The sequence below is a fragment of the Achromobacter sp. GbtcB20 genome, assembly GCF_019091095.1.
GTDB classification, from domain to species: domain Bacteria; phylum Pseudomonadota; class Gammaproteobacteria; order Burkholderiales; family Burkholderiaceae_B; genus Achromobacter; species Achromobacter mucicolens.
Map to the genome: position 1 here is coordinate 1 of NZ_JAGXJZ010000687.1, position 254 is coordinate 254.

Sequence of the window (254 nt, forward strand, 5' to 3'; positions counted from 1 at the left end):
GCCCTCGGCAGCGCGGTGATGGGCCTGTATGCCAACTACCCGATCGGCATGGCGCCGGGCATGGGCCTGAACGCCTACTTCGCCTACGCCGTGGTACTGGGCATGGGCGTGGCCTGGCCGGCCGCGCTGGGCGCGGTCTTCATCTCGGGCTGCCTGTTCATCCTGGTCTCGGTGCTGGGGCTGCGCGGCGCCATCGTAAACGGCATCCCGCACTCGCTGCGGGTAGCGATCACGGTCGGCCTGGGCATGTTCCT

1 protein-coding gene is annotated in these 254 nt (G+C 69.3%); it reads left to right on the forward strand.

Annotation, left to right across the window (positions count from 1 at the left end):
• Nucleotides 1–254, forward strand: a 254-nt coding sequence (locus tag KVT32_RS30735; protein ID WP_305864336.1) for a solute carrier family 23 protein, incomplete at both ends; no start/stop codon positions are given.